At 72.7% G+C, this 25,315-nt stretch carries 24 protein-coding genes; 15 read left to right on the forward strand and 9 right to left on the reverse strand.

Annotated features, from left to right (window positions below; all coding sequences use genetic code 11):
• Positions 1-35 precede the first annotated feature (35 nt).
• Together purF and purM are read left to right on the forward strand one after the other, a co-directional pair.
• Positions 36-1,589, forward strand: a complete 1,554-nt coding sequence (gene purF / locus ACI78Q_RS05975; RefSeq protein WP_456922405.1) for an amidophosphoribosyltransferase — start codon at positions 36-38, stop codon at positions 1,587-1,589.
• Positions 1,586-2,647 carry a phosphoribosylformylglycinamidine cyclo-ligase gene (gene purM, locus ACI78Q_RS05980; RefSeq protein ID WP_456922406.1) on the forward strand — a complete coding sequence of 354 codons (1,062 nt, stop codon included), beginning with the start codon at positions 1,586-1,588 and terminating at the stop codon, positions 2,645-2,647. The genes purF and purM overlap by 4 nt, the downstream gene beginning before the upstream one ends.
• A 135-nt stretch (positions 2,648-2,782) precedes the next feature.
• Here the strand turns inward: purM and ACI78Q_RS05985 are convergent, their stop codons facing one another.
• The 3 genes from ACI78Q_RS05985 to ACI78Q_RS05995 all read right to left on the reverse strand — a co-directional run bounded on the left by ACI78Q_RS05985 (position 2,783) and on the right by ACI78Q_RS05995 (position 4,057).
• Positions 2,783-3,007: a DUF3073 domain-containing protein gene (locus tag ACI78Q_RS05985; protein ID WP_456922407.1), complete on the reverse strand. Its 225-nt coding sequence runs from the start codon at positions 3,005-3,007 to the stop codon at positions 2,783-2,785.
• A gap of 184 nt (positions 3,008-3,191) precedes the next feature.
• Positions 3,192-3,680: an ester cyclase gene (locus tag ACI78Q_RS05990; RefSeq protein ID WP_456922408.1), complete on the reverse strand. Its 489-nt coding sequence runs from the start codon at positions 3,678-3,680 to the stop codon at positions 3,192-3,194.
• A gap of 164 nt (positions 3,681-3,844) precedes the next feature.
• Positions 3,845-4,057: a hypothetical protein gene (locus tag ACI78Q_RS05995; protein WP_456922409.1), complete on the reverse strand. Its 213-nt coding sequence runs from the start codon at positions 4,055-4,057 to the stop codon at positions 3,845-3,847.
• Between the two features lie 22 nt (positions 4,058-4,079).
• On the opposite strand from ACI78Q_RS05995, the gene ACI78Q_RS06000 reads away from it, so the two are divergent.
• The 6 genes from ACI78Q_RS06000 (at position 4,080) to ACI78Q_RS06025 (ending at position 10,323) form a co-directional block, all read left to right on the forward strand.
• Positions 4,080-5,513, forward strand: a complete 1,434-nt coding sequence (locus ACI78Q_RS06000) for a recombinase family protein (protein ID WP_456922512.1) — start codon at positions 4,080-4,082, stop codon at positions 5,511-5,513.
• Between the two features lie 329 nt (positions 5,514-5,842).
• Positions 5,843-6,256 (forward strand): hypothetical protein, encoded by a 414-nt coding sequence (locus tag ACI78Q_RS06005; RefSeq protein ID WP_456922410.1) that lies wholly within the window; start codon positions 5,843-5,845, stop codon positions 6,254-6,256.
• Positions 6,253-6,603: a hypothetical protein gene (locus tag ACI78Q_RS06010; RefSeq protein WP_456922411.1), complete on the forward strand. Its 351-nt coding sequence runs from the start codon at positions 6,253-6,255 to the stop codon at positions 6,601-6,603. The genes ACI78Q_RS06005 and ACI78Q_RS06010 overlap by 4 nt, the downstream gene beginning before the upstream one ends.
• Positions 6,600-9,149, forward strand: coding sequence for a hypothetical protein (locus ACI78Q_RS06015; protein WP_456922412.1), 2,550 nt, complete (start codon positions 6,600-6,602; stop codon positions 9,147-9,149). Before ACI78Q_RS06010 ends, ACI78Q_RS06015 begins: the two co-directional genes overlap by 4 nt.
• Positions 9,146-9,625 (forward strand): hypothetical protein, encoded by a 480-nt coding sequence (locus tag ACI78Q_RS06020; RefSeq protein WP_456922413.1) that lies wholly within the window; start codon positions 9,146-9,148, stop codon positions 9,623-9,625. The genes ACI78Q_RS06015 and ACI78Q_RS06020 overlap by 4 nt, the downstream gene beginning before the upstream one ends.
• Positions 9,622-10,323 carry a hypothetical protein gene (locus tag ACI78Q_RS06025; protein ID WP_456922414.1) on the forward strand — a complete coding sequence of 234 codons (702 nt, stop codon included), beginning with the start codon at positions 9,622-9,624 and terminating at the stop codon, positions 10,321-10,323. The genes ACI78Q_RS06020 and ACI78Q_RS06025 overlap by 4 nt, the downstream gene beginning before the upstream one ends.
• A gap of 747 nt (positions 10,324-11,070) precedes the next feature.
• On the opposite strand, the gene ACI78Q_RS06030 is transcribed toward ACI78Q_RS06025, so the two are convergent.
• The 4 genes from ACI78Q_RS06030 to ACI78Q_RS06045 form a co-directional block, all read right to left on the reverse strand.
• Positions 11,071-12,495 (reverse strand): DNA sulfur modification protein DndB, encoded by a 1,425-nt coding sequence (locus ACI78Q_RS06030; RefSeq protein WP_456922415.1) that lies wholly within the window; start codon positions 12,493-12,495, stop codon positions 11,071-11,073.
• A 413-nt stretch (positions 12,496-12,908) separates the two neighbouring features.
• Positions 12,909-13,058, reverse strand: a complete 150-nt coding sequence (locus ACI78Q_RS06035) for a hypothetical protein (RefSeq protein ID WP_456922416.1) — start codon at positions 13,056-13,058, stop codon at positions 12,909-12,911.
• A gap of 101 nt (positions 13,059-13,159) precedes the next feature.
• Positions 13,160-16,903: a Helicase associated domain protein gene (locus ACI78Q_RS06040; RefSeq protein WP_456922417.1), complete on the reverse strand. Its 3,744-nt coding sequence runs from the start codon at positions 16,901-16,903 to the stop codon at positions 13,160-13,162.
• A 305-nt stretch (positions 16,904-17,208) separates the two neighbouring features.
• Positions 17,209-18,000 (reverse strand): hypothetical protein, encoded by a 792-nt coding sequence (locus ACI78Q_RS06045; RefSeq protein WP_456922418.1) that lies wholly within the window; start codon positions 17,998-18,000, stop codon positions 17,209-17,211.
• Between the two features lie 148 nt (positions 18,001-18,148).
• Between ACI78Q_RS06045 and ACI78Q_RS06050 the strand changes: the two genes are divergently transcribed.
• The 3 genes from ACI78Q_RS06050 (at position 18,149) to ACI78Q_RS06060 (ending at position 19,070) form a co-directional block, all read left to right on the forward strand.
• Positions 18,149-18,394, forward strand: a complete 246-nt coding sequence (locus ACI78Q_RS06050; protein ID WP_456922419.1) for a hypothetical protein — start codon at positions 18,149-18,151, stop codon at positions 18,392-18,394.
• A gap of 108 nt (positions 18,395-18,502) precedes the next feature.
• The gene (locus ACI78Q_RS06055) at positions 18,503-18,772 is read left to right on the forward strand and encodes a hypothetical protein (RefSeq protein WP_456922420.1); all 270 of its coding nucleotides are present in this window, start codon (positions 18,503-18,505) and stop codon (positions 18,770-18,772) included.
• A 61-nt stretch (positions 18,773-18,833) separates the two neighbouring features.
• Positions 18,834-19,070: a MerR family transcriptional regulator gene (locus ACI78Q_RS06060; RefSeq protein ID WP_456922421.1), complete on the forward strand. Its 237-nt coding sequence runs from the start codon at positions 18,834-18,836 to the stop codon at positions 19,068-19,070.
• 3 nt (positions 19,071-19,073) lie between these two features.
• Here the strand turns inward: ACI78Q_RS06060 and ACI78Q_RS06065 are convergent, their stop codons facing one another.
• Entirely contained in the window at positions 19,074-20,174 is a 1,101-nt protein-coding gene (locus ACI78Q_RS06065; protein WP_456922422.1) for a Glu/Leu/Phe/Val family dehydrogenase, read from the reverse strand.
• A gap of 109 nt (positions 20,175-20,283) precedes the next feature.
• On the opposite strand from ACI78Q_RS06065, the gene ACI78Q_RS06070 reads away from it, so the two are divergent.
• The 4 genes from ACI78Q_RS06070 (at position 20,284) to ACI78Q_RS06085 (ending at position 24,642) form a co-directional block, all read left to right on the forward strand.
• Positions 20,284-21,267 (forward strand): sugar ABC transporter substrate-binding protein, encoded by a 984-nt coding sequence (locus ACI78Q_RS06070; RefSeq protein ID WP_456922423.1) that lies wholly within the window; start codon positions 20,284-20,286, stop codon positions 21,265-21,267.
• Between the two features lie 104 nt (positions 21,268-21,371).
• Positions 21,372-22,313 carry an ABC transporter permease gene (locus tag ACI78Q_RS06075; protein WP_456922424.1) on the forward strand — a complete coding sequence of 314 codons (942 nt, stop codon included), beginning with the start codon at positions 21,372-21,374 and terminating at the stop codon, positions 22,311-22,313.
• A complete protein-coding gene (locus ACI78Q_RS06080; RefSeq protein ID WP_456922425.1) occupies positions 22,310-23,128 on the forward strand; it encodes an ATP-binding cassette domain-containing protein in 819 nt (272 codons plus the stop codon). The genes ACI78Q_RS06075 and ACI78Q_RS06080 overlap by 4 nt, the downstream gene beginning before the upstream one ends.
• Positions 23,129-23,280: 152 nt before the next feature.
• Positions 23,281-24,642, forward strand: a complete 1,362-nt coding sequence (locus tag ACI78Q_RS06085; RefSeq protein WP_456922426.1) for a M23 family metallopeptidase — start codon at positions 23,281-23,283, stop codon at positions 24,640-24,642.
• A 103-nt stretch (positions 24,643-24,745) separates the two neighbouring features.
• On the opposite strand, the gene ACI78Q_RS06090 is transcribed toward ACI78Q_RS06085, so the two are convergent.
• A complete protein-coding gene (locus tag ACI78Q_RS06090; protein WP_456922427.1) occupies positions 24,746-25,261 on the reverse strand; it encodes a hypothetical protein in 516 nt (171 codons plus the stop codon).
• Between the last annotated feature and the right edge of the window lie 54 nt (positions 25,262-25,315).

The raw sequence follows: 25,315 nt of genomic DNA on the forward strand, positions 1-25,315 counted from the left end.
CGGGCAGCGGCCGCCGCCCCGGTACCGTGGACACCGTGCCTCGCGGTGATGGACGGCTGACGCACGACCTCGACCCCCAGTCTCCCGGCCCCCAGGACGCGTGCGGCGTCTTCGGTGTCTGGGCGCCGGGGGAGGAGGTCGCGAAGCTCACCTACTTCGGTCTCTACGCCCTGCAGCACCGCGGTCAGGAGGCGGCCGGGATCGCGGTCTCCGACGGTGCCTCGGTCGTCGTCTACAAGGACCTCGGGCTGGTCAGCCAGGTCTTCGACGAGGCCACCCTGGGCAGCCTGCACGGGCACCTGGCCGTGGGGCACACCCGCTACTCCACGACCGGTGCGTCGACGTGGGAGAACGCCCAGCCCACCTTCCGCACCACCGACGCCGGCACCGGCCTGGCGCTGTGCCACAACGGCAACCTGGTGAACACCGCGGAGCTGGCCGCCAAGGCCGCCGACAGCGGGGTGCGGGGCGCCTTCAGCTCCACCACCGACTCCGACCTGGTGACCGCGCTGATCGCCGCCCGGCCCGACCTCTCGGTCGAGGCCGCCGCCATGGAGGTGCTGCCGCAGCTGCGCGGCGCCTTCAGCTTCACCTTCATGGACGAGACCACCCTGTACGCCGCCCGCGACCCGCAGGGCGTGCGACCCCTGGTCCTCGGCCGGCTCGAGCGTGGCTGGGTGGTGGCCAGCGAGACGGCGGCCCTGGACATCGTGGGCGCCTCGATCGTGCGCGAGGTCGAGCCGGGTGAGCTCATCGCCATCGACGAGGACGGCCTGCGCAGCCAGCACTTCGCGGCGGCCGAGCCCAAGGGCTGCGTCTTCGAGTACGTCTACCTCGCCCGCCCCGACACGACGATCGGCGGCCGCGGGGTGCACGCCGCGCGCGTCGAGATCGGCCGGCGGCTGGCCAAGGAGCACCCGGTCGACGCAGACCTGGTCATCCCGGTCCCCGAGTCCGGCACGCCGGCCGCGGTCGGGTACGCCGAGGCCAGCGGGATCCCCTACGGGCTCGGCCTGGTCAAGAACTCCTACGTCGGCCGCACCTTCATCCAGCCGTCGCAGACGATCCGCCAGCTGGGCATCCGGCTCAAGCTCAACCCGCTGCGCGACGTCATCCGCGGCAAGCGGCTGGTCGTCGTCGACGACTCGATCGTGCGGGGCAACACGCAGCGGGCGCTGATCCGCATGCTGCGCGAGGCCGGCGCGGTCGAGGTGCACGTGCGGATCTCCTCGCCGCCGGTGAAGTGGCCGTGCTTCTACGGCATCGACTTCGCCAGCCGCGCGGAGCTGATCGCCAACGGCCTGGACGTCGACGGCGTGCGCGCCTCCATCAACGCCGACTCGCTGGCCTACGTCTCCGAGCAGGGCCTCATCGCCGCCACCGAGCAGCCGGCCACCCGGCTGTGCACCGCGTGCTTCACCGGCCAGTACCCGATCCCGCTCGGCGAGACCGAGGTGCTGGGCAAGCACCTGCTGGAGGGCATCGGCCGCCGGGTGGACGCCACGCGTGCGGTCAGCGGCTGGACCGGCCAGCAGGCCGGCAGCGCCACCGTGCCCGGCGGTGCCGACGACGCCCTGACCCGCCCGTGAGCAACGGCAGCGAGTTCACCTACGCCGCCTCCGGCGTCGACATCGACGCGGGGGAGCGCGCCGTCACGCTGATGCGGGCGGCGGTGGAGAAGACCAACCGCCCGGAGGTCGTCGGCGGCCTCGGCGGGTTCGCCGGCCTGTTCGCCCTCGACACGACCAGGTACCGCAGGCCGCTGCTGGCCTCCTCCACCGACGGCGTGGGGACCAAGATCGCGCTGGCCCGCGCCCTCGACCGCCACGACACCGTCGGGATCGACCTGGTCGCGATGGTCGTCGACGACCTGGTGGCCTGCGGCGCCGAGCCGCTGTTCCTGCAGGACTACGTCGCCTGTGGCCGGGTGGTGCCCGAGCGCATCGCGGCGATCGTCACCGGCATCGCCACCGGTGCCACGCTGGCCGGCGCGGCGCTGGTCGGCGGGGAGACCGCCGAGCACGGCGACCTAATGGGCGCCGACGACTACGACCTGGCCGCCACCGCCGTGGGCGTCGTCGAGGCCGACGCGGTCCTGGGCCCGGAGCGGGTCCGGGACGGCGACGCCGTCATCGCGATGGCGTCCTCCGGCTTCCACTCCAACGGCTACTCGCTGGTCCGCCGCGTGGTCGCCGCCGCGGGGCTCGACCTGCACGCCACCCCGGCCGGCCTGGGCCGGCCGCTGGGCGAGGAGCTGCTGGAGCCCACCCGCATCTACGCGCTCGACTGCCTGGCCCTCGTGGAGCGGTTCGGCGTCGACGGCGTGCACGCCTACGCGCACATCACCGGCGGTGGCCTGGCCGGCAACACCGCCCGCGTCGTCCCCGACGGCCTGGAGGCCGTCCTCGACCGGGGCACCTGGGCGCTGCCGGCGGCCGTGCGCCTGCTCGAGGAGCACGGGGTGCCGCGCACGGAGTCCGAGCGGGCCTTCAACTGCGGCGTCGGCATGGTCGCCGCGGTGGCCCCGGAGGTCGCCGACGAGGCGGTCGCGGCGCTGTCCGCGCGCGGGGTCCCGGCCTGGGTCGCGGGCAGCGTGCAGGAGCGCTCGACCGACACCGCTGCACGGCTGGTCGGCAGCTACCGCTGAGCCCGCTGCCAGCCGGCACGGGGAGCCGCCGGACCCGGGGGGCCGGCGGCAGCAGGAGCACGCGCAACGACACCGCCGCCCCCGAGGGGGCGGCGGTGTCGTGCGGTCAGACCGACGGGTGCGGGCGCACCCGGATCAACGGCTGGTGGCCCAGTCGTCGTCCGAGTCGTCGTCCGCCCAGCGGTCGGTGTACTCGTCGTCCTCGTCATCGTCGTCGGTCGCCCGGTGAGGAGCGGTGTACGACGACGACGGTGAACCGGCCAACTCGCGCTGGAGCGCGGAGAGGTCGGTGTTCGGTGAGCTGTACTTGAGCTCACGGGCCACGCGTGTCTGCTTGGCCTTCGCTCGGCCGCGCCCCATCGGCTCGACCCCCTCGTTACGGAGTACGGGAGCCCAGCTCCGGGCTGGACGGCCCGCGTGGCGACCCCGACTGAGTGACTGTGTCTCGGACGAGCTTACGACACGGATCCGCGACGGGCACGGGTCTCCCCCCGCAGTCCCCCGTCAGGGCGTCGTGGGGAGGCCGGACCCGTCCGTCCGGGTGTCAGCGGGGCGCGCGGGCGGGCGCCTCGTCGGTGGTGGCCCGCGGCCCGGGGACCGCTGCGGGGGCCGCCTCGGGCTGGCTGAGTCCCAGCTGGGTCAGGAAGTCCAGCTGGTCGTAGTAGAAGCGGTGCTGCACGGCCACCCCGTCCCGCACGGTGACGAGGTCGCACTCGCGGAGGCGGAGGGCCCTGCCGGTGGGAGGGATGTCGCCCTCGGGTCCGCTGAGCGTCCCCGTGTGCGTCCCGACGAGGTACCCCTCGTCGATGGCGGTGTCGCCGCTCTCGTACTCGTTCCCGGACTCCCACGTCAGGTCCGGGAACGCGCTCCGGAAGCCCATGAGGTACTCGACGATCGCCGGACCGCCCTGGAGCCGGGGCCCCTCCGGCCGGTCGGCGACGGCGTCCGACGCGTACAGCCGGCCCAGAGCCTCGGCATCGCCCCGGACGACTGCGTCGGTGATGCGGTCCATGGTCTCGCGTGCCTGACCCATGACGACCTCCTCGGTCGCCCCGCCGCCCCGTCCGTCCGACCGTCGCCGTCGGCGAGGCGCCGGGCGCCGTCGCGAGCAGCGCGTCCCGGGCCGGGCCCACGCCTGCGGCGGGACCGTCCCCAGCCTCGGTCCCCGCCGTCCCGCGGAGCAAGGGGCGAACGACCTCAGCGCGGCAGGCGGATGGTGGCCAGCCGGCCGACGGCGGCCATGCGCTCCTCGGCCAGCCGGTCGGCCGCGACGGCGGGGGAGACGCCCTGCTCCTCGGCGCTGCGGAACACCCGCAGCGCGACGTCGAAGATGCCGGCGGCCCTGGCCCCGGCGCGGGCGAAGGAGAACCCCGTGCCGCTCGTCTGGTCTACTGCTACGTTTGGACGCATGAGCACAGCGTCACGCCGCCGCATGCGCGCCCGCGACGCGACAACCGAGGCCGCTCCGCCCCGCGTCGCGCTGTATCTGCGTCAGTCCCAGGACACTGGCCACCGTCGCGGTGACGACGAGGGGATGGCCGTCGAGCGCCAGGAGAACCGGTGCCGCGAGCTGGCCGAACGGCGAGGGTGGTCCGTCGACCCGGCGCTGATCTTCGTCGACAACGACGTCAGCGCCAGCAAGAGCAAGCCCCGACCGCGCTGGACCGCTCTCCTGCGGCGCATCGAGGCGCGCGAGGTCGACGTGGTGATCGCCTGGGCGCTCGACCGCCTGCTGCGCAAGCCGGTGGAGCTGGAGCACCTGATCGACCTGTGTGAGCCCCTCGGTGTCCGCGTGATCACTGTGCAGGGCGACCTCGACTTCGAGACGCCGCAGGGCAAGCTCGCCGCCCGTACCTTCGCCAACATGGCGCGGTTCGAGGCCGACCAGAAGGCGGCCCGGCAGATCGAGTCCGAGCAGCAGGCTGTCGAGCGCGGTCGCCCGCCCCGCCGGCGCGCGTTCGGCTACGCCAAGGGCGGCATGGCGGTCGAGCCGGCCGAGGCCAGCGCCGTCGCGGACGCCTACCGGCTCCTGCTGGCCGGCACGAGCCTTGCCACCATCGCCCGGCGGATCAACGAGCGAGGGCTGGCGACCACGCTGGGCCGGCCCTGGGAGCCGACTGCCGTCCGCACACTGCTGCTGAACGCCCGCAACGCCGGCATCCGCACCTACTACGGCGAGGAGGCCGGCCTCGGCGTGTGGCCGGCCATCGTCCCCGAGGACACCTACCGGCAGGCCGTCGCCGTTCTGCGCGACCCGGCCCGGGTCAGCTCGGGCGGATCGACCGCACGCAAGCATCTGGGCGCCTCGCTGTACCGCTGCGGCGTCTGCGACGCGGCCGGGGTCGACGCCACCGTGCGCACCGCCTACCGGGAGAGTAAGGTCCGCATCTACGTCTGCGGCAGCGCCCGCCACCTGACCCGGCTGGCCGACCCGATCGACGACCTGGTGGTCCGGGGCGTCGAGAAGCGCCTGGCCAGCCCGACGATCGCCGAGGTGCTAACCGCCGATCAGCCCGAGCTGACTGCGTTGCACGAGCAGGCCGCTGCCGTCCGCGCCCGTGTCCGGCGGATCGAGGCCGACTACGGCGACGGGGAGATCACTGCCCGCGTCATGCGGGAGCAGATCGATCGGCAGACCACCGAGCTGGCCAAGATCGACCGGCAGGTGGCCGCGCTCACCCGCTCCTCGCGCCTGGGCGCCGTCCTCAGCGCCAAGAACCCGGTCGCGGAGTGGCGGGCCCTGGACGACGTGGCGGCCCGGCAAGCCGTGGTGGAGGGGCTGCTGCGCGTCGTGCTGCTGCGGGGCCGCCCGGGGCGGGCGCCCTTCGATCCCGAGACGGTGAGGTTCGACCCGCCCCGGAGGTAGCAGGGGTGTTCGGCCGAAGGTCCCGCCTGCACCGCCGCCCACGCCGGGACCGATGGCAGGCGGTGAACACTCCCGCGCGGGGGCCGTGTGTTACGCGAGAGGCCTGGGAGACGAGCACTGTGCGTCATCGGTTGCGGACGATGTGCGACTGCCCATAGCGTGCCCGGCAGACATGGGGGCCTGGTCCGAGCCTCGCGGGTCACGACACCCGCCGCTTGATCGCTGACTAACTGAACAATGCTCCGGTAGGACTACGAAGCCAGCTCGGACGGGCGAGCCGTAGCAGGGCCGGGGGCCATCCCTTGACCCCTGCCCCCGTGGAGCCCCCCTTGTCCAGCCCCGCGTCCGAGCGTGCCCTGCGCGCCCGTCTCGCCGCCCGCGTCTCGTGGGCCAACACTGCTGACCGCTCTGCCCGCACCGCCCCGGCCCGCGCCGGCCTGATGGCCAAGTTCGAGCGCGACGTGGACCCGGATGGCACCCTGCCGCCGGCCGAGCGCGCCCGCTGTGTCGCGTCCGCGAAGAAGGCGCACTACACCCGCCTGGCCCTGCGCTCGGCCCAGGCCCGGCGTGCCAAGGCCGCTGAGACCCGCGAGAGCGCCGTCGACGCGCCGGCTGATGATCCGTTGGACGAGTACGTCCGCCGAGTCGTGGCCGACCTGCCCCCGCTGACCTATGAGCAGTGCGTGCGGGTCGCCCACCTGCTGCGCGGTGCCTCGACCCCGGGTCGGGGCGCTGCCGCGTGACCAAGAGCAAGAGGTCGACCACCTCGCCCAAGGTGGCCGACCCCATCGAGACGAACGCCGCCCAGATGCCCAGCCTCTTCGCCCACACTAACGGCGAGGCCGCCGCCATCGCGGCCCTGCGCGCCCGGTTGCTGGGCATGGTCGGCGACGCCGGTACGCCGACCGCGCGCATCCACGCGGTGATCCCGCGGGCGGACTGGGACGAGGTGATCGCTGCCTGCACCGACTGCGGGCAGGCCCACCGTCACCACGTCGGCCACGACGAGGACCGGCCGGTCACCCGCCGGGTCCGCTGCGACTCCGGGCGCACCACCACCTACGTCCTCGACCTGGACGCCGCCCGGTGAGCGCGCCGACGATCACCAGCGAGCTGCTGGGCGCCGCCTTGGCGCTGCACGCGGCCGGGCTGTGCGTGCTGCCGGCCGCCGAGGACGGCAGCAAGCGCCCGGCCGTGGACTGGAAGCGGTACCAGGCCGAGCGTCCCACCGAGGCCGAGCTGCGGGCGTGGTTCACCGGTGCCCGCACGGGCCTGGGCGTGGTCGCGGGGGCCGTCTCGGGCGGCATCGAGCTGACCGAGATCGAGGGCCGGGCGGTCGAGGCCGGGGCTCTGGACAGGCTCCGCGACGCCGTGGACGCGGCCGGTGAGCGCGAGCTGTGGGACCGGCTTGTCAACGGCTACGTGGTCAAGAGCCCGGCCGGTGGTATCCACATCGTCGCCCGCAACGCCGACGGGACGACGCCGGGCAACACCAAGCTGGCCGCCACCACCGACCACGTGACCCTGGCCGAGACGCGGGGCGAGGGCGGGTGGTTCGTCACCGCCCCGTCGCACGGCAACGTCCACCCGACCAAGCGCCCGTGGGCGCTGATCAGCGGCGGCCCCGACACCATCCCGACCGTCACCGCCGACGAGCGCGAGCGGTTCCACGCCCTGATCCGCACGCTGGACGAGCGCCCCGCGCCCGAGCCCCAGGCCCCGGCTGTGTTCGCTCCGCTGTCCCGTGGCGCGGCCGCGAGTGTGAGCCCCGGCGATGACTACAGCCGGCAGACCACCTGGGACGAGGTGCTGACCCCCGACGGGTGGCGTCGGGCGTTCACCAGCGGCGAGGTCACGTTCTGGACCCGGCCGGGCAAGGCTCGCGGCATCAGCGCCACCACCGGCTACGGCGGGGACTGGCTGTACGTGTTCACCAGCTCCACCGTCCTGACGCCCGAGCGCACCTACGACCGGTTCGGCTACCACGCGGCCTGGCACCACGGCGGGGACTTCTCGCAGGCCGCCAGAGCGCTGGCCGCCCAGGGCTACGGCAAGCGGTCGGAGGCGTCCCCGACGACGGCGCAGCCGCTTCTCGGGCCGACGGTGACGCCGTGCAACCTCGACCAGGCGCACGCGGTGTTCCGCCGGTGGCTCGGCGACGTCTACGACCTGCAGGCCCTCGACGTCGCGCTGGCTGCTGCGGCCGTGGAGCAGCTCGACGGCGACCCTGTGTGGCTGCTGGTGGTCTCCGGGCCGGGGAACGCCAAGACCGAGACCGTGGCCGCGCTGGCCGGCATCGGCGCACACGTCACGTCGACGATCACGAGCGAGGGTGCGCTGCTGTCGGCCACCTCGAAGAAGGAGCGCGGCACCGACGCCACCGGCGGCCTGCTGCGCAAGATCGGCGACCACGGGCTGCTCGTCATCAAGGACGTCACCTCCATCCTGTCCATGAACAGGGACAGCCGCGCCGCCGTCCTCGCCGCCCTGCGGGAGGTCTACGACGGCCGGTGGGAGCGCAACGTCGGCACCGACGGCGGGCGCACGCTCACCTGGACCGGTCGCCTGTCGCTGATCGGTGCGGTGACCACCGCGTGGGATGCCGCGCACGCCGTAATCTCCGCGATGGGGGACCGCTTCGCCCTGGTGCGCATGGACTCCGGGGCCAGCAGCGGGCGGCTGGCCGCTGGGCGGCAGGCGTTGCGCAACGTTGGCCGGGAGGAGCAGATGCGCCCGGAGCTGGCCGAGGCCGCCGGCGGGGTGCTCGCCCAGCTGCAGCCTGCCGCCGCCCGGCTCACCGAGGACGACGAGGACCAGCTGTTGGCGCTCGCTGACCTGGTCACCCTCGCCCGCACCGCCGTGGACCGGGACAGCAGGGGTGAGATCATCGACGCGCACGCCCCGGAGATGCCCACCCGCTTCGCCAAGATGCTCGGGCAGATCGTCCGTGGCGGGCTGGCCCTGGGCCTGCACCACCAGCAGGCGCTGGCGCTGGCCCGGCGGGTGGCCGGTGACTCGATGCCGCCGCTGCGCCTGGCCATCCTGGCCGATCTGCTGGTCTACCCGATGGCCAGGGTGACCGACGTCCACAAGCGGTTGCAGAAGCCGCGCAGCACCGTCGATCGGGCGCTGCAGGAGCTGCACCTGCTCGGCCTGGTCGAGCAGCACGAGGCGGCCGGAAGGGGCTGGCCCTACGAGCTGTCGAAGGCCGTCGACCAGCCGACCCTGCGCGCGCTCATCACCAGGAATGTCAGTACACCGGGTGTTCGGGTGGATAAGAAGGGCGACCGGTCCTCGCTCCCTGTCGACATTCCTGGTGACGTCGTCCCGCCGGTGCCGGCCTCGATCAGGGGCGAGACGGTCGCCACCGTTCAGCTCGCCACCGTCCCCACGCTCCCTGCCGGCCTCTGCGACGTCTGCGGGAAGGCCCTCGACCCCTTCGCGGGCGACGACGGCCGGTGCCGGAGCTGCACCGAGCTGACCGCCGTCGGCATCGTCAGTGGCTCGCCCGGCCAGCAGGCCTGCGGCCACCCGCTGAACGTCCGCGCCAAGAACGGCAAGTGCGCCGTGTGCCTCGCGGCGCAGCATAGCTGCGAGAGCCCGGGGGACGGCGGGCGCACCGAGGTGGCCTCGTGACCGGTCGGTCGACCATGTCGCCGTCCACCCTGATCCAGGGCTCGGGTGTGCTCGTCCATGGGCCCCTGCTGCAGATCGTCAAGGTCAGCATCGACCTCTACGCGGCGACGTGGGAGAGGGACGGCCGGACGGTGCACCCCGCCGTCGGGGAGCTGCGCGAGCAGATCCGGCAGGCGCAGGCCTACTTCGCCATCGAGCGGCAGAGGCTGGTGGGCGTGCCGGCCGGACGGACGTCGGCGGACGAGCTGCCGCCGATTCGACGGACCTCGCCGGACATGGCCCGATGCTCGGAGCGTCGGCAGGACGAGCTGCTGACCGTGGCCCAGATCGCCGGCCTGCTCCACCACGACCCCCGCCATGTGCGGCGGCTCATGGCGCAGTACGACATCCCGCCGCGCAAGGAGAAGCCCTACGAGTGGACGCGGGGCGACGTGCAGCTGCTGGAGCAGCGCCGAGAGGACAAGAGGACCCGATGACCTACACCCCCACCCCCGAGCCGCTGCCGCCGGTGCAGTTCGACCCCGCCTTTCAGCGGGCGCTGGAGCTGCGCCAGGGCTACGACGAGACGGTGGCCGACATCCGGGCCGACCAGACCGCCAGCGAGCTGACCATGGCGCAGGAGATCGCCCAGGTCTTGTCCTTCGCCAACACCGAGCTGGTCACCGCCTACAAGGACCTGATGGCCCGCCGGCAGGCCCGCAAGGAGCACCTGCAGGGTTTCCTGCCCGTCGGCCCGGCCCTCGACGAGGACCAGTCCCCGGCCGACCGGGCGGTCATCCAGTCGCTGTTCCGGGCCGCGCTGGCCGAGGCGCGCTCCAGCTCCGACGACCAGCTCACCGAGACGCTGGCCGACTCGCAGAGGTACGGCGACGAGGTGGTGACCAGGGCCGTACTCACCGCGCTGGTGGAGCGGGGCCGCATCGACATCGTCAAGTCCCGCTGGGCCGACGCGGCCGGGCTGGCCGACGCCATCGATGAGGCGGCCGAGCTGTTGGACGGCTGGGGCCCCTGGTCGCTGGCCGTGCGCAACGCCTTCGCGCCGCTGCCGAAGCCGCAGGAGGTGGAGCGTCTGCCCGACCTGCAGGCCCAGGCCGTGGCCGAGGTCCAGCGGTTCAACCAGAGCCGCGGTCCGGCGCAGCGTGCGCGCGCCCTGCCCCCGCTCGTGGGGCTGTGACCTCGGCAATGCCGCAGGACGACGGCGAGCTGGGGGCCGAGCGTCGGCGCTGGTCCCCGCTCGTCGCCGTCGGCATCGTGCGGTGCTCCCGGTGTCGCGACCGCCTTCAGCCGGGGCAGCCATGGGACCTGGCCATGGCCGACGGTCAGCACTACGGGACGCCGACGCACGCGGGACGCTGCCCCGGTCGATCGCCGGCCACGATGAGCGACGCGCGCGACGGCTCGCCGACGCCCGGTGCCACCCTGGGGGAGGAACCCTTCTCCCGCCCCCCTCCGGAGCCCGCTACGTGTAGCGCCGTTTCCCTCCCCACGCCGAGCCAGGAGTCGTCGGCACTGAGCGACGACGCCTCAGCGACCTCCATCCCGGCCGTCCAGCCGTGCGGCACCTGGGCCGCCTACAAGCGGCACCAGCGTCGTGGCGAGGACCCCTGTGAGCCGTGCGTGCAGGCTCAGCGCGCCCGTGGTCGTTCCCGGTATCGGCAGCACCGCGACCGCTACTTGGCGAACGCGCGGCGGCGGTACGACGAGGTGGTGGCTCCCGGGCGCCGGCAGCGTGCCCTACGGCAGGACACTTGCCCGGGGTGCGGCGACATGTTCATGACGACCAACGCCCTGCAGACGTTCTGCAGCGCGGGATGCCGTCAGCGCGCCAGCCTCCGAGGGTCGCCCGGGGACTGATCATCGGCCGAACGCGACGGTGCCCCCGCCAGGACGTCCTGGCGAGGGCACCGTGGTGCTGCCGTAACTACGCCGCGGCCTTCCGGGGGCGACCCGGGCCCCGCTGCTGGGCGACCAGGCCGATCTCCATGAGGGTGGTGAGGTCACGCAGGCCCGACAGGCTGCTGTCCTGCCCGGCGAGGTGGTCCAGAACCTTCTGGATGGCCGGCTCGTACGTGGAGCGGGTGGCACCGCCGGTGCCCGCGCGCCAGTCGCCGAGCCGGACGTCGTAGGTCGTCTTGACCAGCGTGTTCTCGAAGAACTCGTGGACCTTGATCGGGTTGTTGTCCTGGTCCGTGGCGTCGCGCAGGGCGTCGCGGCGCCACGGGAGGCTCGCCAGGGCGTCGATGACCGGGTAGGCGCTGATCCCCGCAGCCCTCCCGGCGGCGATGACGTTGGCGATGACGTGGAGCCCGGCCGCCGAGGAGTGGACGTACTTGCGCTTGAAGTCCGCCACCGTGAGCGTCTGCTTCTTCATCTCACGCCACCCGGGGAGGGTCTTGTAGGCGTAGTCGAAGGCAGCGACGATCTCCTGGCCGATGCGGTCACGCGCCACGTCGAGGGTGACGTGGTCGAGCTGCGCCCGCTCCTCCAGGATCGTCATGAGCACGGCCTCCCGCTGCTCGGGCGTGCGGTCCCGGACGCCGACCCCGGCGATCGAGGCCGCCGCCGACCGGACGGAGGCGGCGGGGTAGAGGTCGTCGTAGGTGCGGCCCTTCTTCTTGGCCAGCTCCTTCGCCGCCTTGGTGGAGAGGTAGCCGGTGCGGTCCTTGAACAGCTCGGCCCGCCGGGTGACGTAACGCCCCAGCTTGTTCTGCTCGGCGCTGACGTCCATCACCGCGATGAGACTCGGGCTGATGGGCTTCGTCGAGTTCATCTTGACGAACAGCGTCGACAGGACGGCCGGGTCGTCCTCGAGGAGGATGGTCATCTCCACCGACGTCTTCTCCAGGTACGCCCGGGCGACGGCGGCGTCGCCCTCGGTGGCCTGCCGGATCAGCGGCCACAGGTAGGCGCAGACGCTGATCCGGTGCTGCCCGTCCTCGACGATCGGGTTGGGCGCCGACTGGTAGACGGTGATCTGGACGAGCCAGATGTTCTCGTCGAGCTGCCGCAGCGGCTTGATGTCGATGTGCTCCTCGGCGAGGGCGACCGTGATGTTGCCGAGGTAGGGCCGGTTGCTGGACTGGATGCCGGCGGCGATCTTCTTGACGTGGCTCTCGGTGATGTCGCGCTGGCCGGGCGTCGACTCATCGTCGAGGTCGAAGTCGTGCCGCTCCAGGAGCTTGTCGAAGTTCCAGTGCTCGGCCAGCTCCTTGAACGGCAGGGAGAACGACACCTTGGTCATGTCCCCGGCGTAGGACATGAAGGCGACGCGCTGGAACTTGATGTTGCTGGGCAGCGGGATGTCGTCGAAGTCGTCGGCGACGGAGGGCGCGCTGATGACACTCATCGTCTTACTCTCATCTCTGCGGGTCCCTCGCTTGAGGGCTCCGCGGCTCTGCGGCCCGGCGCGTGTTCATGCCACTGACCCTCGCGCCGGGTCGCATCCTGTGCTGACGACGGAGAAGCTAGCAGCAGAGAACCCGCATGTAAATCCGCCGGCGAATTACTAGATTAATTCTCTTAGAAGGCCTCTGACCAGGGCTTTCGCCAGCGCCCACGACGGCCCGGTCCCGTCAGGTGGCCTCGGGCCGCTCATCGGAGCCGACGTGCCGGTCGGACGACTTCGCCTGCGTCGTGGTTGTCTGCGCCGCTGCCGTCGGGTCATCCGCGTGCCGCAGGGCCGCCGCACCGGAGCTCCGACGGTGAACTCCGCGCCTGGTCAGGATGTTGCGCACGGCGCCGAAGGAGCGGTCCGCAAGCTCAGTCAGCTCCCGCCAGCGACCGGCCGGCGGCGTAGTGCTCGACGATGAACGCCTCGACCCGGGCCTGCATCGCCGGATCCGGCCGCGGGCTCGCCGTCCCGGCGAACTCCGGCAGCGGTCGCAGCTGCGGTCGAGGTGGATAGGGCACCCGAAAGCAGGTAGAGGCGCAGGTGGGTCGCCGTCGCCCCTCGTCCGAGTCGCGACGATCGCCTGCGCTCGGGTGGGCCGGTGGGGCAGAGAACGTCGACATCACCAGGCAAACCCCACCGCCTCCAGCGCGGCGATGCGCTCAGCCGCCAGCCGTCCCACCTTGCGGTCCTGGCGCCGGTTGCGCACCCAAGCCCCCAGGCCGAACCCGTCCTCGGTCTGGTGCCTCTGAGGAACGCGCGCATGGCCGGTCTTGGCCACGAACGCCTCCAGGGCGGCCAGCCCGCGAGTGAAGTCCCACTCCCACGCGTCCCATACGAACCCCAGCGCTTGCAGGGCGGCCATCCGGTCGTCAGCCAGGCGCCCCTTCAGGCCATCCTGCCGGCGACTCGACACCCACGAGCCGAGGGTGAACCCTTCCTGCGTTCGGTACTTCTGGGGAACACATGCGTGACCCGTCTCGGCCACGAACGCCTCCAGGGCCGCCAGCCCGCTGGCGAAGTCATCGCCTCTCGTGTCCCAGACAAAGCCCGTTGCGTCGAGCGCTGCGATCTCGCTGGCGGTCAGCCGCTCCTCGGCCCGATCCCGACGGCGGCTGGTCACCCACGCGCCGAGGGCGAACCCGCCGGGAGTCCGGTAGCTGCTTGGAACCCGGGCGTGCCCGGTCTCGTCCACGAAGGCCGTCAGCTCGGCCAATCCGCGGGTGAAGCCCTCGCTGGAAAGCCCCCAGACGAACCCTACGGCGTTGAGTGCGGCGACCTGATGACGGGCGAGCTGGCCTCGCCGGCGGTCCGCTCGCCGAGCTGACACCCACGAGCCGAGGGCGAAGCCGTCTTCGGTTCGGTGTCTCTGGGGAACTCGCGCGTGGCCGGTCTCGACCACAAAGGCCTCCAGCGCGGCAAGCCCCAGAGAGAACTGATCTGCCGTCTGGTCCCAAACGAAGCCCAGCGCCTCCAGCCTGGCGCTCTGCTCGGCGGACAGCCTCTCCTGCTTCCAGTCTCTCCGGCGGTTGGACACCCACGCGCCGAGGGCGAAGCCGTTCTTGGCCCGGAAGTTCTGGGGAACCCGCGAGTCCCCCCACTCGGCCACGTACGCCTCCAGCTCGGCCAGCCCGCGGGCGAAGTTCTCGCCATAGGGGTCCCAGACCATGCCGGTTGACTCCAGCGCGGCCACCTGATCGTCAGTGAGCCGCCCCCGAGTCCGGGCTCGACGGCGGTCGACCACCCATGAGCCAAGGGCGAACCCGTCCTCCGACCGGTGCGACCGGGGAACACGGGCGTGACCGTTGGTGGCCACATACGCCTTCAGCGCGGCCAGCCCGCGGGCGAAGTCCGCGACTCCCGCGTCCCAGACGAAGCCCAAGGCGTCCAGCGCAGTGATCCGCTCTTCGGTCAGGCGCCCCACCTTGCGGTCCTGGCGCCGACCGCTGACCCATGCGCCGAGCGTGAACCCGCCCTCCGTCCGGTGCGCGCGAGGAACACGAGGGTGACCGTTCGCGGCGACGAACGCCGCCAGCGCAGTCAGCCCGCGTGCGAAGTCCTCGGCTCCCGGATCCCAGACGAAGCCCATCGAGTCCAGCGCGGTGATCCGCTCGGCGCTCAGCCGTCCCCGCGTCCGGTCCATCCGCCGACTGGAGGCCCAGGAGCCGAGGGCGAACCCATCAGCCGTTTGATATTTCTGTGGGACGCGGGCGTGACCGTGGTCGGACACGAAGGCTTGCAGCGCGCCGAAGCCCTGAGCCCAGCCGGAGCCGACCCGGGTGACCCCGGCGAGCCAGACTGAGCCCGCCAGCTCGGCGGAGCTGACCCCCGGCACATCCACGACCAGCCGGTGGCGTCCCTCGCGCCCCACCTGGCCCGTTCTCCCGAGTGCCCTGCGGGCCTGCTCTATCTCGTCGGCAAGAACGTCGTCATGGTCGGCGAGGGCGGCCAGAACCTCCCACACGGGGGCGAAGGAGCTTCCGGTGACCGCGGCCTCCGCGTCGGTGTCCTCTGGGATGGGGACCGGGACGACGACGTAGCCGAGGTCCTTATTCTCGGCCCGGCGAAGCACGCGGCCGATGGCCTGAACCACGTCCACCCGCGACCGGCGTGGGTCGACGAAGACGACCGCGTCCAGCGCCGGGACGTCGACGCCGGCCGTGAGGCAGCGGGCGTTGGTGAGAACCCGGACGGCTGGTTGCCCTGCGTCGCCGGCGCGGGCAAGGCGTGCGAGGACGGCGGCGCGCTGGTCGGTGGGCTGGTCGCCGGTGACGGTCTCAGCGGCCAAGTCGACGTGCAGTTCCGGCGGGGCCCACGCGTGATGCGTCTCCAGCAGCCGGGCGAAGGCGCGCGCTCCAGTCCGGCGGGAGTGGAAAGTGACTATGCGCCGGCGGCCGTGCTCGCGGGCCAGTCTCAGGACCGCAAGCGCCGCGGCCAGTGTACGGGCGTCGGTGACCGCCCCGGCGTCAACGAGTGCGCGGGTGTCGATCGCGGCGGCAGCCTGCTCGTCGGCCCCGAGCACGAGCAGCCGGTAGTCCGACAGCAGCTTCCCAGCGATCGCCGCCCCGAACGGCAGCCGGTGGGCGACCGGGCCGAACACGGCGGGGTCGTCCATGGAGGCCCAGACCTCGGGGTCCGAGGCGCGCAGGTGTGGGGCGACGAGCCGGGGGGTGGCCGTGGCGAACAGTCGACGGGACGCCCGGATCCGTGCGCTGTCGAGCACGGTGGCGAAGGCGCTTGATGGCCGGCCGGCCAGGTAGTGCGCTTCGTCGGCGACGACGAGGTCGAACTTCGGGACGCCCTCGACAGCCTGGGCCTCGGCCACCCGGGCAGAGGACTGGTAGGTGGCGAACACGACCCGTGGCCGGTCGTCGGTGGACGTGGCGAGGAAGGCGCCAATCTGCGCCGGGTCGGCGACTGTCGGCACCCCCAGTTCGGCGTCGATCACTCGCGGGTCGTCGGCGTCTTCGCCTGGGGTCGCGGTGCCGACGGTGTTGTCTGAGCACACCGCGATACCGCTCATCTGGCCGCCGTACTGCCAGCGGTACTCGCCGATGAGCTGCCGCAGCAGCGACAGGCTGGGCGCGAGGACCAGCAGTCGGCGGGCGTTGAGCGCGTCGGCCAGTCCATGGGTGGTGATCGTCTTGCCCGTGCCGCAGGCCATGAGCAGCTGCGCTCGGTCGGCCCCACTGCCGAACACCGCCTCCCCATCGGCAACTGCATCAAGCTGGTACCCATGGAGCGGTCGGGGCCCGATGGCCTGCGCTGGGGCGCTGCCCAGAGCGGCCAGCACGCCGGCGTGGTCCGCCGGCCACTGGTCTCCGGCGTGTGTCTCGATCTCCGCGGCCGACCAGATGGTGAGTGCCGGCTGCCGGGCCAGTTCGTCACGGGCGTTGCTGGACAGCGTGGCGTCCCCAAGGAGGATGAGGAGCCGGTCGGTGAAGGGAGCGATGGCTGACTTCGCGGCGAAGGTGGACAGCTTTTCCCAGCCCACGCTGACCGGTGCCCCGCGGCCGTCCCGCAGCTTCACCTGGACGGCGGTGTGATGACCGTCGGCGTAGGTGGCGACCAGGTCGATGCCTCGGTCAGTCACCTGCTCGGAACGATCAGGGTGCTCAACGTTCCACTGGTGGACCCAGTCGGCCCAAGGTTGCACTGAGACGAGCTCGCCGCGCGTGGCCGGGCTGCGCCACAACGCCAGGCGCGCGATGTCCTCGCCCTGCCGGCCGAAGATGGACGCGGACTCCCGGTCTAGGGCGTGCAGAAGCGTGTCCAAGGAAGCCGAAGTCCCCGCCTGCGAGCTGGCGCCGAGTCCTTCAGGAGCCTCGCTCGGCTCGTCGTGGGATCTGGTCGGGGTGTCGTTCATCAAGCCGCCGACCTCCGTGGCTACTGAATCGATCGTCGGTCGGGCCGGATGTCCCGCGCCGGGGGCACCATGGCAGGTGCCCGAGACATCTTCCGGGCTCTCCGCCGCCGCTTGCTGGCGCCTGCACTGGCGAGTCGTGGATCGCCGGGCGCTGGCACCTGCAACACCGGTGCGCCTCTCGTCGACCAATCGTGCACTTCTACAGCGGTCGAGCACTGAATGCACTGAACACCACGTCAACGTCAGGCAACTAGGTACATGGGACGGATCTCGCCGTTGCTCGACATCGCCGTGGCTTAAGCCGCCTATGCCGACGATGGATCCACTCGGTCTGACGTCCGAGGACCCTCGGTCGACGGCGGCTCCGGGAGTTCATGCCCTGGCTGCTCGGTGGCCTTCTCCAAGCGATCCTGCTCGACTTCTTGCCTGAACCGCTCGAAGTCTTCCCGCTCCTGTCGTTCAGCCTCGTCCGCGTCGTGCATATGGACGGATAAGCCGCCGCTTGATCGATACTTGAACCCGGCTACCGTCCGGCTGAGGTCCCGTAGCGCAGTAGCGGCTTCATGTACGCCGTGAGTTACCAACATGGTGCGCTGGCCGAAGTCCTCCCAGTCCAGTACCGACGGCGTCGGCGGCAGCGCCTTCCCATGGCTGTCGCTGTAAGACACGATGACCTCGTGGAGCCCGGAAATCGGGCGCGAAGACTTAGCGCGGCGTGGCGCGAGATCCCACAGGGTCCGCCACGCTTGCCCTGGCACAAGTGCCGGCAGGCGCGCGGGCAGGTGGACCTCTTCGGGTTCCTCTCCTGGGCGACCGCTGCGGAGGATCGGCGGTGTCACCGTGACGGTGATGCCGCGCGCCAGCGTTGTGCCGAAGTTCCGGATCACGATGTCGACGGCCGTGTCATGGCCGGGTGCGACCTCCGCGTAACAGACGACGTAGGGCTGCGCCTGTTCGGTACGTAGCCGTCGAGCCTCCCTAAGTTGGCGCCAGGCGACGATGCCGGCCAAGACCGCGATGACTGCGGTGATGTTCGTCCCGAAGGCGGACCAGTCCTCCGGGGTCCAGGCCGAGATGTCGGGAAGCCAGGTCAGCATCCCGGCAGCCTGACAGACGAATGGGCAGGGCCCTCGACCTCGCCCGACTTCACCAAGCGGCCGAGGCTGCCGATACGAGGCGGGCAGGTGGAGGGCGGGCACTCGCCCGCTGCCCACTCGCAGACCCGCGCGGAGAGGCGGAGTGATCATGGGCCCGTTCGAACTGATGATCCTGCTGGTGCTCGGCTGTGCCTTCGTCTACGGCGTCATCGACCATGGCCGGAACCAGGAGCGCAAGCAGGCCCTGCGGGCGGCGGCGATCGACGTGGCCACCGTCGGCGACCGGTACGTCGTCCAGTGCTCCCAGTGCGGGCCCAGCCGGGTCGGTCTGGTGTCGGCGATGATGGCCGACCAGTTGCGCCTGGACCACATGCGCCAGCACGGGCAGCTCTGACCTCCACCCGTCAGATCTCGATGGCGACCTCAGCGCCCACTGGTGGGGCCGGGACGTGGTGATCGTGGCCGGCGCCCCCTCCTGCCGCGCCGTCGGCGAAGGCCGAGCGTGCTGACCCAGGGCGCGACGCGCGAGCGTTTGGACGAGGAGCTGGACAAGGCCGACGAGCTGCGCGACCCGCCCGTGCCGGTGGTCGCCTGGCTACACCTAGACGGCCAGGAGTGGGCGGGCGAGCTGTACGGCTGGGCCCGCAACCCCAACGGTGCCGACGACGGCCTGCGCGGGCTGGTGCTGGCCCTACGCGAGTACGCGCCCGGCTTCTGGGCCGAGTACCTGGGGTGGGTGGGCGCCGAGCACATCCGGCAGCGTCAGGGGTAGCGCCCCCGACACGGGGCCACCGTGCCGGCCTCCAGAGCCCCGAGCCCCGACCCTGGGCATCGTGACCACGACGCCCACCCTGCTCATGGCCGCCGAGGCCGCCGCCTATGCCGGGGTGAAGCCCGCGACCCTGCGGGTGTGGCGGCACCGCTACGGGCTGACCCCGAGGTGGTCCCGGTCTGGCCACGCGCTCTACGACATGGCCGAGCTGGCCGCGCTCATGGCCAGGCGCGCCGCCAGGACCCCCAGCGCCGCCGGTGGCCCGCCGTCCCTGCTGGACGTGCTCGACGCGGCCTGACCACTAGTTCCGGATTGTCGCCAGCCTTCCGACGCTGGCCATCCGTTCCTCGGCCATCCGGTCGGCCATGACCGCAGGCGACACCTCGGCATCGTCGGCGGCCTGCAAGACCCGCAGAGTGGTGTCGAAGATGCCAGCCGCCCGGAGCTTGGCGCGCTCGAACGAGAAGCCGGCCTGTGCGCCTGCCATTAGTGGCAGTACCCCCGGCAACCCGTGCCGCTCGTCCTCCACCTGGATCACCCCGCCGGCGTTGACGAGGTAGTCCGGCGCGTACAGGATGCCGCGGCGCATGAGCTGCTCGGCGGTGCCGTCGTGGGCGAGCTGGTTGTTGGCCCCGCCGCAGACGATCTCGGCCTCCAGCTCCGCGACCGTCTCGTCGTCCAGGGCCCCGCCGAGGGCGCAGGGGGCGTAGACGTCCGACGGCGTGCGCACCAGCGTCGCGGTGTCGGCCACCGCGTCGACGGCGGGGTGGCGGGCCAGTACCCGCTCCACCGCGCCGGCGTCGACGTCGGTGACCACCACGTCGGCGCCGTCCTCCACGAGGCGGTCGACCAGCCAGCTGCCCACCTTGCCGACGCCGGCCACGGCGACCGTGCGCCCGGCGAGGGAGGGCTTGCCCCAGCGGTGCTGCGCGGCGGCCCGCATGCCCTGGAAGACGCCGTAGGCGGTGAGCACCGAGGAGTCGCCGCAGCCGCCGTTGGCCTCGGAGCGGCCGTGCGCGAACCGGGTCTCCCGGGCGACGACGTCGAGGTCGGCGTTGTAGGTGCCGACGTCGCAAGCGGTCAGGTAGCGGCCGCCCAGGGACTCGACGAACCGGCCGTAGGCACGCAGCAGCGCCTCGGTCTTGTCGGTGGCCGGGTCGCCGATGATGACCGCCTTGCCACCGCCGAGGTCCAGCCCGGCCAGGCTGTTCTTGTAGGCCATGGCCTTCGACAGGGCCAGCGCGTCGGCGACCGCGGCCTCCTCGCTGGGGTACGGGTAGAACCGCGTGCCGCCCAGCGCCGGACCCAGCGCCGTGGAGTAGATGGCGATCACCGCGCGGAGCCCGGACCCCGGGTCGGAGCAGAAGACGACCTGTTCGTGACCGGAGCCGAGAACGTCCACGCGGCGAGGGTAGAACGCGGGGGCGGGGGCTCCGGCGGGCCCGCGCAGGCGGGCGGGCATGATCGGGGATCGGACACCCCCAGCGACCCCCTCGGAGGACGACCGCTCCATGGCTGCACCGAGCCGACTGCTCGCACTGGCGGTCGCGGCGCCGCTGCTGCTCGCCGCCTGCACGACCGAGGGCGGCAGTGGGGGCGGCGGCGGGAGCGGCGGGGGTGGTCTCGACGCCGGTGGGGACCTCACCTTCGCCGTCGTCACGCACGGCTCGGCCGGTGACGCGTTCTGGGACGTCGTGCAGAACGGCGCCGAGGCCGCGGGGGAGGACCTCGGCATCTCCGTGGACTACCAGAGCGACGGCGACGCGCAGCGCCAGTCGCAGCTGGTCGACGCGGCGGTCAACCAGGACGTCGACGGCCTCGTCGTCTCGATGGCCAACCCGGACGCGCTGCAGGACGCCGTCGAGGCCGCGGTCGCGGCCGGGATCCCGGTCGTGACGATCAACTCCGGCGGGGAGCGCTCGGTGGAGTTCGGCGCCGTCGGGCACGTCGGCCAGGACGAGGAGATCGCGGGGCGCGGCGCCGGGGAGCGGCTGGCCGCCGACGGTGCGCAGAACGTGCTGTGCGTCGTCCACGAGCCGGGCAACATCGGCCACGAGCAGCGCTGCGCCGGCGCGGCGGAGGGCCTCGGCCGGCAGCTCACCCCGCTGCAGGTCGACATCAACGACCTGCAGGGCGCGCAGTCGACGATCACCTCGCAGCTGCAGGGCGACCCGAGCATCGACGGCGTCCTCACGCTGAACTCCGCGGTCGCCGCGGTGGCCGTCGCGGCGGTGTCCGATGCGGGCTCCGACGCCGCGATCGCCACCTTCGACCTCAACCAGGACGTCATCAGCGGCATCCAGGCGGGGGACATCTCCTTCGCCGTCGACCAGCAGCAGTACGAGCAGGGCTACCTGCCGATCGTGATGCTCAAGCTCTACGTGCAGAACCTGAACACCGTCGGCGGCGGGCACCCGGTGCTCACCGGCCCCGGCATCGTCGACGCCGGGAACGTCCACGACATCGCCGGCCTCGCCTCGGCCGGCACCCGCTGAGCGCCGCCGCCGAGGCCGCCCCGCAGGCCGACGAGCGCATCGCCGCCGTCGGCCCCCTGCGGCGGCTGCTGGTCAAGCCCGAGCTCGGCGCCCTCATCGGCGCGGTGGTGGTCTTCGCGTTCTTCGCGCTGCAGTCGCCGGTGTTCCGCTCGCTCGGTGGCGTGGCGAACTGGCTGGACCCGGCGTCCACGCTCGGGATCATGGCCGTCGCGGTCGCGCTGCTCATGATCGGCGGGCACTTCGACCTCTCCGCCGGCGTGATGACCGGGACGACGGCGCTGACGGTCGGCATCGTCGCGACGGAGTTCGGGCAGGACGTCTGGGTCGCGATCGCCGTCGCGCTGGTGCTCGCGCTGGGGGTCGGCTTCCTCAACGGCTGGCTGGTGACCCGCACCGGGCTGCCCAGCTTCATCATCACGCTGGGCTCGTTCCTGATGCTGCAGGGCCTGAACCTGGGGCTGACCAAGTTCTTCACCGGCACGGTCACCGCCGGCGGGATCGCCGCAGCGCCGGGCTACGGCAGCGCGGAGTGGGTGTTCGCCTCCCGGATGCAGGTGGCCGGGGTCGAGTTCCGGGTGGCGGTCCTGTGGTGGGTGCTGGTCACCGCCCTGGCGACCTGGGTGCTGCTGAAGACGCCGTTCGGCAACTGGGTCTTCGCCACCGGCGGGGACGAGGTCGCGGCCCGCAACGTCGGCGTCCCGACCCGGCGCACCACCGTCACGCTGTTCATGACGACGGCCGCCGCGGCCTGGTTCGTCGGCACGACCCTGGCGATCCGGCTGACCTCGGTGCAGGCCAACGCCGGCATCGGCCAGGAGCTGATCTACATCGTCGCCGCGGTCATCGGCGGGTGCCTGCTCACCGGCGGGTTCGGCTCCGCGATCGGCGCCTCGCTGGGGGCGCTGGTGTTCGGCATGACCCAGCTGGGCATCGTCTACCTGCGCTGGGACGCCGACTGGTTCTACTTCTTCCTCGGGGCCATGCTGCTGCTCGCCGTCCTGACCAACCGGCTGGTCCGCCGCTACGCCGAGGCGGCGCGCCGGTGAGCGGCATCGAGGTGCCCCTGCTGGAGCTGCGTGACGTCGGCAAGGACTTCGGCTCGGTGATCGCCCTGGACGGCGTGAGCACCACCGTGCGGGCCGGCGAGGTCACCTGCGTGCTGGGTGACAACGGGGCGGGCAAGTCCACGCTCATCAAGATCCTCGCGGGGGTGCACCGCCCGGACCGCGGGGAGGTGCTGCTCGACGGGCAGCCGGTGTCGTTCTCCGCCCCGCGGGAGGCCCTGGACGCCGGGATCGCCACGGTCCACCAGGACCTCGCGATGATCCCGCTGTTGGCCATCTGGCGGAACTTCTTCCTCGGGGCCGAGCCGACCCGCGGGCGCGGGCCCTTCCTGCGGTTCGACTCCGCCCACGCCAAGGAGGTCACGCGCCGTGAGCTGCGGGCGATGGGCGTCGACATCCGGGACCCCGACCAGCCGGTGGGCACCCTCTCCGGGGGCGAGCGGCAGTCGGTGGCGATCGCCCGCGCCGTCCACTTCGGCGCGCGGGTGCTCATCCTCGACGAGCCGACCTCGGCGCTCGGGGTGAAGCAGGCCGGCATGGTGCTGCGCTACATCGCCCGGGCGCGCGACCGCGGGGTCGGGGTGGTCTTCATCACCCACAACCCGCACCACGCCCACCCGGTGGGGGACCGCTTCCTGCTGCTGGGCCGCGGTCGAAGCCTCGGGGACTTCGCGAAGGGCGAGGTCAGCGTCGAGGAGATCACCCGGCTGATGGCCGGCGGAGCCGAGCTCGCGGAGCTGACGACCGAGCTGGAGCGGCCGCCGTCCGAGAAAGAGGCCGGTCAGCCCTCAAGGTGAGCCCCCGGGGTGACGAGAACAAGAGGGACAGGAGGGGAGCAGGCGCTCCGCGAGCACGGTGTGACGACTGTGCCGCGTGTTGGCTTTGTCACCAGGTGTGACGGTGCCACGCTGCGTCGGCCCCCCCGCCCCCCTCTTCCCCAGGGAGCGTCATGCTGCACAGCCGTCCCCGCCGGCGCGCGTCCGTCCCCTCCGGGGTCGCGGCGTCCCGCTCGTGGACGCGTGCCGGTGCCGTGCGGGCCCTGCTCGCCGGCGCCGTGACCGGAGTGGTCCTGGTCGGCACCGCCGCCCCCGCCGGTGCCGTCCCGGCGCCGCCGCCCAACCCGACCGACACCGAGATCGGCCAGGCGCAGTCGGCCCAGGACGCCGCCGCCGCCGAGGTGGGCCGGATCGCCGCCCTCGTCGCCGAGGCGGAGGGGCAGCTGGAGCGCTACGCCGTCCAGGCCGAGGCCGCCGGCGCCGCCTACCTGGCCGCCGAGGAGGCCCTCGCCCAGGCGCAGGAGGCCGCCGAGCGGACGGCGGCCGAGCTGCAGGTCGCGGCCGACGCCGTCACCGCGGCCACCTCCCGCATCGCCGGCTTCTCCCGCGACAGCTACATGAACGGCAGCACGCTGTCCACCGCCGCGGTGCTGCTGGACGCCGAGGGGCCGGCCGAGCTGGTCCAGCGGGCCGCGATGATCGACTACGTCTCCGACAACCAGATCGACGTCCTCGGCCAGCTCGAGATCGCCCGTGTCCAGCAGGCCAACGCCGACTCCGCCGCCCGCTCGGCCCGCGACCAGATGGCCGCCGCGGAGGCCGCGGCGGAGGAGGCCAAGGCCGCCGCCGACGGCCAGCTGGCCGCCCAGCGGGCCGCCTACGACCAGGTCGCCGCGCAGAAGGCCGACTACGACCAGCAGCTGCAGGCCGCCCAGATCAAGCTCCTCGAGCTGCAGGGCGCCCGCGACGCCTACCAGCAGTGGCAGCAGCAGAAGGCCGCCGAGGAGGCCGCGGCCGCCGCGGCCGCCCGCCGTGCCGCCGAGGAGGCCGCCGCCGCGGCCGCCGCGGCCCGGTCCGCCGCCTCCACCAGTGGCGGGGCGGCCGCGCCGTCAGGGGGCTCGGGTGGCTCCGGCCCGTACGTGAAGCCCACCTCCGGCCGCACCTCCAGCTGCTTCGGCTGGCGCTGGGGCGCCCTGCACGGCGGCGTCGACATCGCCGCCCCGATCGGCACCCCGATCTACGCGGCCCACTCCGGTGTCGTGCAGCGCGCCGGCACCGCGACCGGCTTCGGCTACGCGGTCTACGTCCGCGGCGACGACGGCGCGATCACCGTCTACGGCCACGTCAACCGGTACTTCGTCCGGGCCGGCGAGCGGGTGGTGGCCGGCGAGCAGATCGCCGAGGTCGGCAACCGCGGGCAGTCGACCGGGCCGCACCTGCACTTCGAGGTGCACCCGAGCGGGGCCATGTACGGCAGCCAGGTCGACCCGGTGCCGTGGATGCGTGCCCGCGGCGTGAGCATCAGCGGCTGCTGAACGGCCCTCTGCAGGGGCTCGCGGCCCCGTCCCGAGGCTCACCCCGAGCCTGCGAGGGGTGAGGAGGACGGGGTCCTTCCACGGTGGGGGGCAGGGGCCTTCCTCAACTCGTCGGGGCGGCGCCGCCGAGCCCGCAGTTGGTGGAGATGTAGCCGAGCAGGTTGGTCTGCGCGGGGCCGAGGTCCTGGGTGAGCTGCTGCTCGGCCTGCGCGAGCTGCTGCTGCCCCTCGGGGGTGCTGAGGTCCAGCGTCGCCGCGGTGGCGCCGAGCTGCCGCAGGCTGCCGACGAACGCCTCCCAGTCACCGGCGATCTCGGCGGGCGGCTCCACCTGCTCCAGCGCGCCCACGATCTGCGGCAGGTTGCCGGCCAGCTCCGCCGGGGTGGCCGTCTGCAGGCTGCTGAAGGTGGCGAAGGCCGTCGTCACCTGGGAGCAGAACTCCGCGGCCGCCGGGTCGGGGGCCGGGGTCTGCGCCGGCTCGCTGGTGGTGGCGGCGGACGACGACGAGGTGCTCGGCGAGGCGGCCGGCTCGTCGTCCCCGGACCCGCCGCATGCGGTGAGCAGGACGGCGGCCGCGGCCGCGGTGACGGCCGATCGGACGAGGGAGGCGGGCACTCGCATGGCCGAACGCTAACCGCTGTGCGCGCCCGCCGTGCGACCCGCGGGCTACGGTGC

Source organism: Geodermatophilus sp. SYSU D00705 (assembly GCF_054050135.1).

Excerpts from the sequence above, each read along its gene's own strand:
- ACI78Q_RS05985 (WP_456922407.1), bottom strand. The coding sequence starts at position 3,007 with ATGGGGCGCGGCCGAGCGAAGGCCAAGCAGACACGCGTGGCCCGTGAG.
- ACI78Q_RS05990 (WP_456922408.1), bottom strand. The coding sequence starts at position 3,680 with ATGGGTCAGGCACGCGAGACCATGGACCGCATCACCGACGCAGTCGTC.
- ACI78Q_RS05995 (WP_456922409.1), bottom strand. The coding sequence starts at position 4,057 with ATGCGTCCAAACGTAGCAGTAGACCAGACGAGCGGCACGGGGTTCTCC.
- ACI78Q_RS06000 (WP_456922512.1), top strand. The coding sequence starts at position 4,080 with ATGCGCGCCCGCGACGCGACAACCGAGGCCGCTCCGCCCCGCGTCGCG.
- ACI78Q_RS06025 (WP_456922414.1), top strand. The coding sequence starts at position 9,622 with ATGACCTACACCCCCACCCCCGAGCCGCTGCCGCCGGTGCAGTTCGAC.
- ACI78Q_RS06030 (WP_456922415.1), bottom strand. The coding sequence starts at position 12,495 with ATGAGTGTCATCAGCGCGCCCTCCGTCGCCGACGACTTCGACGACATC.
- ACI78Q_RS06040 (WP_456922417.1), bottom strand. The coding sequence starts at position 16,903 with ATGAACGACACCCCGACCAGATCCCACGACGAGCCGAGCGAGGCTCCT.
- ACI78Q_RS06045 (WP_456922418.1), bottom strand. The coding sequence starts at position 18,000 with ATGCTGACCTGGCTTCCCGACATCTCGGCCTGGACCCCGGAGGACTGG.
- ACI78Q_RS06050 (WP_456922419.1), top strand. The coding sequence starts at position 18,149 with ATGGGCCCGTTCGAACTGATGATCCTGCTGGTGCTCGGCTGTGCCTTC.
- ACI78Q_RS06070 (WP_456922423.1), top strand. The coding sequence starts at position 20,284 with ATGGCTGCACCGAGCCGACTGCTCGCACTGGCGGTCGCGGCGCCGCTG.
- ACI78Q_RS06085 (WP_456922426.1), top strand. The coding sequence starts at position 23,281 with ATGCTGCACAGCCGTCCCCGCCGGCGCGCGTCCGTCCCCTCCGGGGTC.
- ACI78Q_RS06090 (WP_456922427.1), bottom strand. The coding sequence starts at position 25,261 with ATGCGAGTGCCCGCCTCCCTCGTCCGATCGGCCGTCACCGCGGCCGCG.